At 37.5% G+C, this 8,765-nt stretch carries 8 protein-coding genes; 4 read left to right on the forward strand and 4 right to left on the reverse strand.

Translation table 11 applies throughout. The features are described 5' to 3' along the window. Nucleotides 1-139 precede the first annotated feature (139 nt). The 3 genes from GK091_RS28825 to GK091_RS28835 all read left to right on the forward strand — a co-directional run bounded on the left by GK091_RS28825 (nt 140) and on the right by GK091_RS28835 (nt 2,667). Nucleotides 140-1,027: a DUF488 domain-containing protein gene (locus GK091_RS28825; RefSeq protein ID WP_164044217.1), complete on the forward strand. Its 888-nt coding sequence runs from the start codon at nt 140-142 to the stop codon at nt 1,025-1,027. A gap of 10 nt (nt 1,028-1,037) precedes the next feature. Further along, nucleotides 1,038-1,853, forward strand: a complete 816-nt coding sequence (locus GK091_RS28830) for a hypothetical protein (RefSeq protein WP_164044218.1) — start codon at nt 1,038-1,040, stop codon at nt 1,851-1,853. Nucleotides 1,854-2,046: 193 nt separating this feature from the next. Continuing rightward, the gene (locus tag GK091_RS28835) at nt 2,047-2,667 is read left to right on the forward strand and encodes a hypothetical protein (RefSeq protein ID WP_164044219.1); all 621 of its coding nucleotides are present in this window, start codon (nt 2,047-2,049) and stop codon (nt 2,665-2,667) included. 195 nt (nt 2,668-2,862) lie between these two features. Here GK091_RS28835 and GK091_RS28840 read toward each other — a convergent pair whose 3' ends face one another. From GK091_RS28840 to GK091_RS28855, 4 genes are all read right to left on the reverse strand, one after another. Next, a complete protein-coding gene (locus GK091_RS28840; protein WP_164044220.1) occupies nt 2,863-3,768 on the reverse strand; it encodes an exonuclease domain-containing protein in 906 nt (301 codons plus the stop codon). Nucleotides 3,769-4,083: 315 nt separating this feature from the next. After that, nucleotides 4,084-4,590, reverse strand: coding sequence for an HAD family hydrolase (locus GK091_RS28845; RefSeq protein ID WP_164044221.1), 507 nt, complete (start codon nt 4,588-4,590; stop codon nt 4,084-4,086). Between the two features lie 3 nt (nt 4,591-4,593). Beyond that, the gene (locus GK091_RS28850) at nt 4,594-5,847 is read right to left on the reverse strand and encodes a DNA-processing protein DprA (RefSeq protein ID WP_164044222.1); all 1,254 of its coding nucleotides are present in this window, start codon (nt 5,845-5,847) and stop codon (nt 4,594-4,596) included. A 3-nt stretch (nt 5,848-5,850) separates the two neighbouring features. Next, nucleotides 5,851-6,387, reverse strand: a complete 537-nt coding sequence (locus tag GK091_RS28855) for a phosphoribosyltransferase family protein (RefSeq protein WP_164044223.1) — start codon at nt 6,385-6,387, stop codon at nt 5,851-5,853. Nucleotides 6,388-7,030: 643 nt separating this feature from the next. On the opposite strand from GK091_RS28855, the gene GK091_RS28860 reads away from it, so the two are divergent. Continuing rightward, the coding region (locus tag GK091_RS28860; protein WP_164044224.1) for an AAA family ATPase at nt 7,031-8,765 on the forward strand (1,735 nt) is incomplete at its 3' end.

The following is an 8,765-nucleotide window of genomic DNA, read 5'->3' on the forward strand; positions in this document are numbered from 1 at the left end:
TCAGCAATTTATTTATTAGTTGATTGTAACTAGTATAAAATGTATATTTTAATTATATTATACCTTTATCGGGAATTTGTGTTTGTAATTTTGTGATGAGTTTGAGTTGTCTCTATTTCTCAACAATCGAACTTTTTATATGATGTATTATAGAAGAAAAGTTCTGCTGTCAATTTTTGAAGCATTCGGTGGTGAGTTAGGTAAAATTGATTTACAAAAACTCCTGTTAATATATACACGCTACCAAGCAAAGCCATCATTTGACTTTTTACCTCATCTCTATGGATGCTACTCTTTCCAAGCAGGCTTTGACTTGCGGGCTTTAAAGACATACGGATACATAAAAGAGCACGATAAAAAGTGGAGTCTCATTAAAAAGGACGCTTATGCTCCTCTTTTAAAAAAGGATGACCAAGATCACCTTAAGTTTTTGTATAGGAAGTATGCTTCATATAACACAAGTGATCTGATAAAAGCTACATACATCCAAGAGCCTTATTACGCAATTAGGAGTGAGATTGCAGAAACGGTACTCAGCTCAGTCGAACTTGAGCGAGTAAAGAGATACATTCCTAATAAATCTGGCACTCGCTTATTCACTATTGGCTATGAGGGAATATCTATAGAAACTTACTTTAACAAGCTGATTACTAATAATATAAAAGTTTTATGTGATGTAAGACGAAATCCATTAAGCCAGAAGGTTGGCTTTTCTAAGTCGGAGCTAAAATATATATGCGATGCTGTCGGCATTACTTATGTTCATATTCCACAACTGGGTATAGCTAGTGAGAAAAGGCAAAATCTGGAAACACAGAAGGACTACAACCTACTGTTCGAAGACTATGAAAAAAATCAATTAATACACCAAGGTGAACATTTGGGGCAAATACTAAATATATTACAAAAAAGAGAAAGAGTTGCATTAACTTGCTTCGAAGCTTCGTATCTCCAGTGTCACCGTGGTCGCATTGCCAATGCTGTTACTAAGTTACCTGATTGGGATTACGAGCTGATCCATATCTAAAATTTTGAAAATGGCCCTCACCAAAGTTCTAATCACAGTAAAAACCTATCCCACGATTTCAACAAAGTATGATGAGCTAGTTTGTACAGCAGGATTCTTAGAAGATGGAAGTTGGATACGGATCTATCCTATTCAATTTCGGAGTCTAGATTATTCCCAGCAATACAAAAAGTATGATTGGATAGAAATTGACCTTATAAAAAATACCTCTGACTTTCGGCCAGAAAGTTACCGACCTGTCAACATTGATGTTAATGCAACGAATGTAGGACATGTAGATACTAAAGACAACTGGCGCGAAAGGAAGGAAATCACCTTAAAGAATGTGTATACGAATTTAGGTAAGCTAATTGCTGACGCAAAAGACAAAGAAAAGTACGTCTCATTAGCTGTCTTCAAGCCTACCAGAGTCAAAGATTTTAAAATAGAAGCTGTAGGAAGGGAATGGGATCGGACTAAGCTAGAGGAAATGCAGCAACTTAACCTGTTTGTTGAACGTAAGTCTCGGAAAGAATATGTGAGAAAATTACCATATAAATTCAGCTACGTATTTGAAGATGATGAAGGCCGGGAAAGCACACTTATGATTGAAGATTGGGAGATCGGAGCATTATTCTGGAAATATGAAGATGAGGCTGAAGCTTGCCAAAAGGTCAAGCAGAAATATTATGATGATTTGGCCATGACAAAAGACATTCACTTTTTCTTAGGAACCACAAAAGCTCACCATCTTCGTTCAAAGAACCCTTTTATTATTATTGGAACGTTTCACCCTACACTTCCTAAGATTCCTGACAAACCAGCCCAACTTGGCTTATTTGATTAAGAATAAAATTTATTCTAGTCAGCATTTACCATAAACAGCCCGGAAAGGAAGTTTAGAATTTCCTTTCCGGGCTGTTTATGCAATAGACCTTAGTGACATAATACTTTTTGCTAAGTCATAATATTATTTGGTAAATTCCTCTTGCACAATAACTTTGCTTGTTTAACATGCTATGTCACATAAGCTATTTATCATGCAGCCAACGACCACATCATTGATTAATGTTTCTCTTACCGATTTTGTTGATTTCGTTATTTGTTCTGGAGGAAAACGTCTGACTAAAGTCAAAGAAATTAAAGCGCGTGGGGAATACGAACCACAGGGTGACTTTTACCGTGGTTTACGAAAGGGGATTCAAGATATTCACCAAGGTGGGTACAGTAAGATGAGCCTAGACCTGTTATCAATGCCATCTAACGAGAATAAGGCAGCAATGTATAGTCTGATGGTTGAGGGATATAAAAAGTTCTGGGGGACGAAGCAAGTAGAATGGCAAGACCCAATTCGTAAAAACTGGTATTACCGTGAATTGGCCGTCAGACTAAATCCTGAGTTGTATTTATTAATTGATCGAATGCCGCATGTCATTAAACTTCACTTCCGTAAAGATGAGCGGCTAACCAAAGATAAAGTCTGTGCTATTGTAAACCTGATGGAGGAGGAGTTGACGCCCCATCTACCAGATGATGTAATATTTGGGGTGCTAGATGTAGCTAAAGGCTTGTTGTGCCGGAAAGACTCAAGACGTAGTAACTTGAATCTTCTTATACGGTCAGAAGCGGATGCTTTTATTTCCCTGTGGAATCTTATATAATTTTTTTGATTGGCGATACTTTAAAGACCATCAATTGAATTTATGTATTAAAACTGACTCATAATCCGAAATCGCTGTTTTACAATTTCCAGAGTCGATGCCTGTTTACTAGAGTGTTAGTTAATGAATTTCTTTTTTGATAAAAAAACTACCACTTCTGATTGATTAGGAACGCGGGTCTGTCAGACAAAATCTCTACCTGATTAAAGACATAAAATACTGTTCATTAATGATCTCTAGATCCTGCCCGGCTTTGATCATCTTTTCTGCTTTTTGAAGTTTGCTGGATTTGAAGCCAGCCCCAAACTTCTCGAAATCTTGATTGCCAATAACCAGGTAGTTCGTTTTGCCCGTTACGCCATCCAAAGGAATGCCGCCAATATTAGTTACTAACTGTTGAGCAGCCTGACGGGTATAGCTTTCTAGTGTTCCTGTGAAAGCAACATACTTTTCGAACAGGATATGTTCAGGATCAATATCGGTCGTTTGTGCCGTGAGTGATGACGCTTTGACTTTGTGCCAATTACCCTTGGCATGGCGTCCAAATTGATCATAGGTTCTTAGGGGTAATTGCAGTTGTTCACAGAGCGATTCAACACTATTTACTTGGCCATGAGCCAGCATCAATAGCAACAGCTGGGCACATACCTTGGCATCATCTAATGCATGGTGATGTTTTAGGATGAGGTTATGTTTGAGAGCCAGCCAGCTTAAACTGTACAAGAGTTCTTCTTTCCAAATCGCTTTGGCCAGCCGGACGGTGCAATGAAGCTGTAGATCCGGAAGGCCTGTTTCGTAATGTGTGAGAATGTGCTTTAATACACTTAAGTCAAAACTGGCATTGTGAGCAACAACAATTTGATTTTGAAGGTAGGGGTTGACTTCGGGCCAAATTTCTTTAAAGGTAGGTTTGTCGGCTAGGTCCTTGAGCGAAAAGCCGTGAATAGCTTGTTGGATAGGACCCACCTCAAATGGTTCAGGGCGAATAATCCAATACTTGGTATCGGTGATTTGACCGTTTCTAACAACGGCAAGACCCAGCGAACAAGCGCTCATTCGCTTATCGTTGGCGGTTTCAAAGTCAATGGCAACAAAGTTCATTTGCTTTATGAAGCGGTGTAAGACTACTCTAAAAGCTTGCGACTAATACAATCTAATCAGTATAGATTTCGTATTGCACTAATTCGAAAAATTAAAACAGTCTTTTGCAGGGCTAATGTCTGATTAATAAATCTACTCAAAAGCGTAACCGAATAAACCTGTAATATTTGAAGAATAAGTCAAATCTGCATCGCCTTCTACATATGATTTTGATGCAAGTGTATCAGTACCGATCAGAACGGCATTATCGAAAAAAACGCTTACAAGTGCATTTGTTTAACTTGCTGAATAATAAAAAGGCCCCAGTAAGGGGCTTTACATTTTTGATTTTACAATAGCCAATGCTTCGTGTGCTGTCTCAGCTAAATATTCTGGTTTGGCATCGATCACTAACTGCCTTTCCGCTGAACCCCATAAACAACCAATGGTTTCAACATTAGCGGCTTTCGACGCCTTTATGTCAATCGCTCGATCACCCAATGAGAGAATATTTGCCGGATTGTCTCCTAACAGTTGGATGGCTTTTAAAAATCCCTCTGGATCGGGTTTTATCCGCTTCACATCATGGTAACAGATCATGTGGTCATGTGGTATTGACCAATGTGTGAGGACCTTCCCGCAATAGATCGATGGACTGGTCGTGACAATACAGACTTTTATTTTCTTATCCTTAATGTATTGGAAAATCTCAGCTATTCCGTCATAGATAATAAAACTGGGTATTAGACCATATGCAGTTTGCCATCCGCCTGGCTTTCTATGGTTTTGTGCACTACTGGTATCAATTAAGGTTTGGTCAAGGTCTAGGATTAAGCTTGGCATTCGTTAAGGGTTGGTGGAGAACATTTCTAACTGATTATTTTTTTCTTTCTGTGTGGATGGACCTTTTTTAGCCCCATGCACTTTAGATGATTTCTCTTTAGTTGTTGATTGCACGGATGTAAATTGTGGTTTCTTTCTTCCGGTTGACAACTTTTTTGAGTTCGTAATTACGACAGGTACTTGATCGACTTTTTCTTCTATTTTTTTGCCTCTGGGTTTCGTTGGCTTTTTCGCTTTTGTTTCGGGATTTTTCACAACAGTAAATACATTTCCATTCACCTCAATTTTTCGATCAGGTGTTTCAATTTTAGGCTCTTGTATCAATGGCGAAACCGGCTTTTCGACCACATATCCAGATTGCTCAATGAGTTGGTTTTTTAAATCCTCAATACAGGCACCATTTGATAGGGGAATAGCTGTTTTATTCTTGATCAAATACTGATTACCCTGTGTTTTTGGGTGATACAAGTATTTGGGATCATGATCGAAAGCTGCAACAATTCTCTTCGCATTGCCAGCGAATTTAACTGTGTGCATAGTGCCGCCTTTAATATCGGTTTCAACGACGATCACAGCTTGAGACAATCCGGCTTGGATGCGATCACGCTCGACGAAAAAGCTAGGTTGACCCTTTTGACCAATCATGTATTCAGACAGCAATACACCACCATTATCCAATATACGTGCAGCTAAAGGCTTGTTCGCAGCTGGGTAAATCGTATCTAATCCATGCGCTAAAACAGCTGTAGTATATCCACCAGCGTTCAAGCAACCGGTGTGGCCAGCCGTATCACAACCAATTGCCAAACCGCTAACAACGTTGAAGCCAGCTCCGCCAAACACTTCGCCAAGTCGAACACCAACTTTTTGGCCGTGATCCGATGGCGCTCTGGTGCCAATGACCGCAACCGATGGCAATTCATTTAGCCTTGTATAGTCACCCTTGGCATGGATCAACAGGGGGACATCTTCAACATCTCTTAATAGCTTTGGGTATTCCTTATCGAAATAACCAATTACTTTAATGCCACCCATTTCCGACCGATCAAGAATTTTTTCAGCTGCCTCAAAAGCCGCTATAAAACCAGTCTTTGAGGTGTTATTTCGCAGAATTATCGGATGATCGCTTAGAGCGTCAATTAAATCATCGTCAGTGCTTATTTTATGCTTAAGATTAGTTAAAATCTTAAACGCTGTTTTTCTTCCTATGCCTGGCAAGGTTAGCACTTTCAGAATAATGCTTGCGCTTGGGTTCATAAGTTATTCGTTTTGAGCTGTTTGTCCGAGTGCGTATGCAATAACCAGCTTTGGGTTATGCTGCTGTAGAAGCTGCTGGCAGGCGAGCAGCGATGAATGTGTTGTCGTAACGTCATCTAGCAATAAAACCTCTCTGCCAGTAATCAAGTTCAGATTCTCGACCCGAATTGAATTTAAATGGATCGGTATACTTCTTGCACCTCCAGTTGCAGCTTTTGGCACAAAAGTGTGTCTAATCAAACATTCCGTTCCGTCTACACGATTAGTGCCATCACACAATATCTTGACCAAAGTTTTCATGCCAGATGTTGTATTTGCTGGGTTGTGAGAAGGAACAGTCACAATGGTGAAATCATTATTTGAAAATATCTGATTTAATTCGTTGGCGAAATAGGCGGGCCCTGCTGGCCTTTGTTTCTTGATGTCCATAATTCTATCACAGAAACTATCCCAATTTGGATTTTGGCCGTCGCGCCAAGGATGATAGATGCCAAATGTGTTTATAAAGGTGGGATCATCAGGTAAATTAGAATAAATCATTGTAGTGAGGATCAGGAATAGTTGAAGCCCCAAATTACAAATAATACTCAGAATAATTATGTTACATTATTATGCTATAACTAATAGTCACCAGCTCTTACAAATATCCAATCAAGGATTTGTTCTCCGTACAAAGCGGCAAAGCGACCCATTATTCTTAGATGTAGAAATGGATGGCTTATCAGAATTCCAATAGCCAGGAGTCATACCCGGGCGACCTGAAGGTGTTTGATTTATAAGTAATGGATCATTTATTGCTACACATTCGAGCGTTTTTTACAAGCGGTAACCCGTGTCCAATCAATGCTGAACGGAATCATTCAACAGGCTTTCTCTTTTCGAAGCAACGTACAGCAATTAAACTTTTTAAATATGATCTATGGAAAGTCTCAAATATCGATATTGATATGTTCACATTAAATGACGTAATTTAATTGATTAATCTTAAAAAAGTACAATTCTTAGCTTGTTTATATAAATGTGACTTATATTGTACTTCCCTAACAATATGTACCCAACTAGCGTAAAAGTTTCCTATCCTTGAGAGATAATATACATCGGTACGAACACCTAGTAAAATTGTGCTTTGCGTATATTTGATTTACTTAAATCAGCTTAATACGTTTCTATTCCATTAACCACAATGATTCACGAGTTTACCAAGATTAAATCAGTAGGGAAGTTTAGGGCATTCGATAAAAAAGGTGATCTGACTTTCAGAGACTTAACTCTTATCTATGCAGAGAACGGCAGGGGAAAAACTACTTTAACAAACATACTTAGATCGCTATCAAACAGCGACGGTAATCTAATTCACAGTAGAAAATCGACAAACAGCACAGAGGAAACTAATGTAGAACTCACGTTCTGGGATCACGATGCAGTCAAGAAACTAGCAGCTTTCGGTCGTAAAGGCTGGAATACACAACTCAGCAGTATAGAGATTTTCGATTGCTTCTTCATCGATGAAAATATATACTCAGGATTTGACTTTAACAACGACCACAAGACAGGGCTATATAAGTTTATACTTGGCTCAGAGGGAGTCAAGATAGGTGAATTGATTATAAAAAATAAGGACGAAAAATCTAAAAAGAGACAACATCAGGAAAGAGCAAAGAGCACCATTATTGAACTTTGTGATAATCATCAATTCGAAACTCCTTATAATTCATTATGGTTTTCTAAAATAAAAGAGACAGAACTTGATCATATTGACGATAAAATAAACAAAGCTATTGAGGATTTAGCACAATCTTTAGAAGGAGAAAAAATAACTAAAAAAGGTAATTTATTAAAGGACGAAAAGTGGTCTTTAAATATAGACTTTAATAGTTTAGTTGATGAATTACAGGTTTCTTTATCTTCGATTCAAAATCTTACTTTAGAAGAATTGTTTAAAGAGCATATTGCTGAGCTAACAAATTCAGGTATTGATAATGCTGAAAGCTGGGCAAAGAATGGACTTTCATATGTATTTTATCATGAAGCTCATAAGGAGAGTCATAAGGAAACAAATTGTCCTTTTTGCAGAAAGCCTATAAGTAATGAACAAGATATAATAACGGCATATACGCAAAAATTCAACTCTCATTATCAAATTCATGTAAAAAAACTGCAAAATTTTTTACATGAATTTGATGAAATCAATATTGACTTGGAGTATACAAAACGAAAAGTTAGAGAAGATAAATTTCAAGAAGATTTAAAATACTGGGAAACTTATTTACAAAGTAATGAACAGATCATTTATCCTAATATCAATGGTGATTTATGTGTTACTTATGTGAGCGCAATAAAAGTTTCACTAGAGTCTAAAATTGCTTCACCAGCTAATATTATTTCAAAAGAATGTGTAGATAATTTTACTAATTATTTAAATACATTTAATAGAGATATTGATATCTATAGTAGCAAGGTAGATACGTATAATAGTAAGATCATATCATTTAAGGCGTCTTTAAAGTCTCCTCAAGAGGCCAAATCTAATTTGCTCAAACTGAAACTTATTAAGCGTCGTTATGATACAGACGTTATTGAATGTTTACAAGATTTGTTCAATTTGAAAAAGGAATTGACTGATTTAGAGGAAGATTATAAAAAGTTGATGGTAGATCAAGAGAAAGAGGCAGAAGACTTTATTGTTCAGTATGGTACTTCAGTGAATGAGTACCTTAAATCAATCTTTAAAACTCCTTATACACTCGAAAAAATAGCTCGTCAAGCACCCACCGGAAGGTCTGTAGTAGCTAAAGTAGATTACTCTCTATACTTTGATAATCATGAGATTTCTTCTAAACCTGATGCATCACTTAATACAAAATACTGCCTTAGCGAAGGAGATAAAAGTACAATCGCACTAGCATTTTTCTTAGCTA

It is taken from the genome of Spirosoma agri (genome assembly GCF_010747415.1).
In the GTDB taxonomy this organism is placed as follows: Bacteria; Bacteroidota; Bacteroidia; order Cytophagales; family Spirosomataceae; genus Spirosoma; species Spirosoma agri.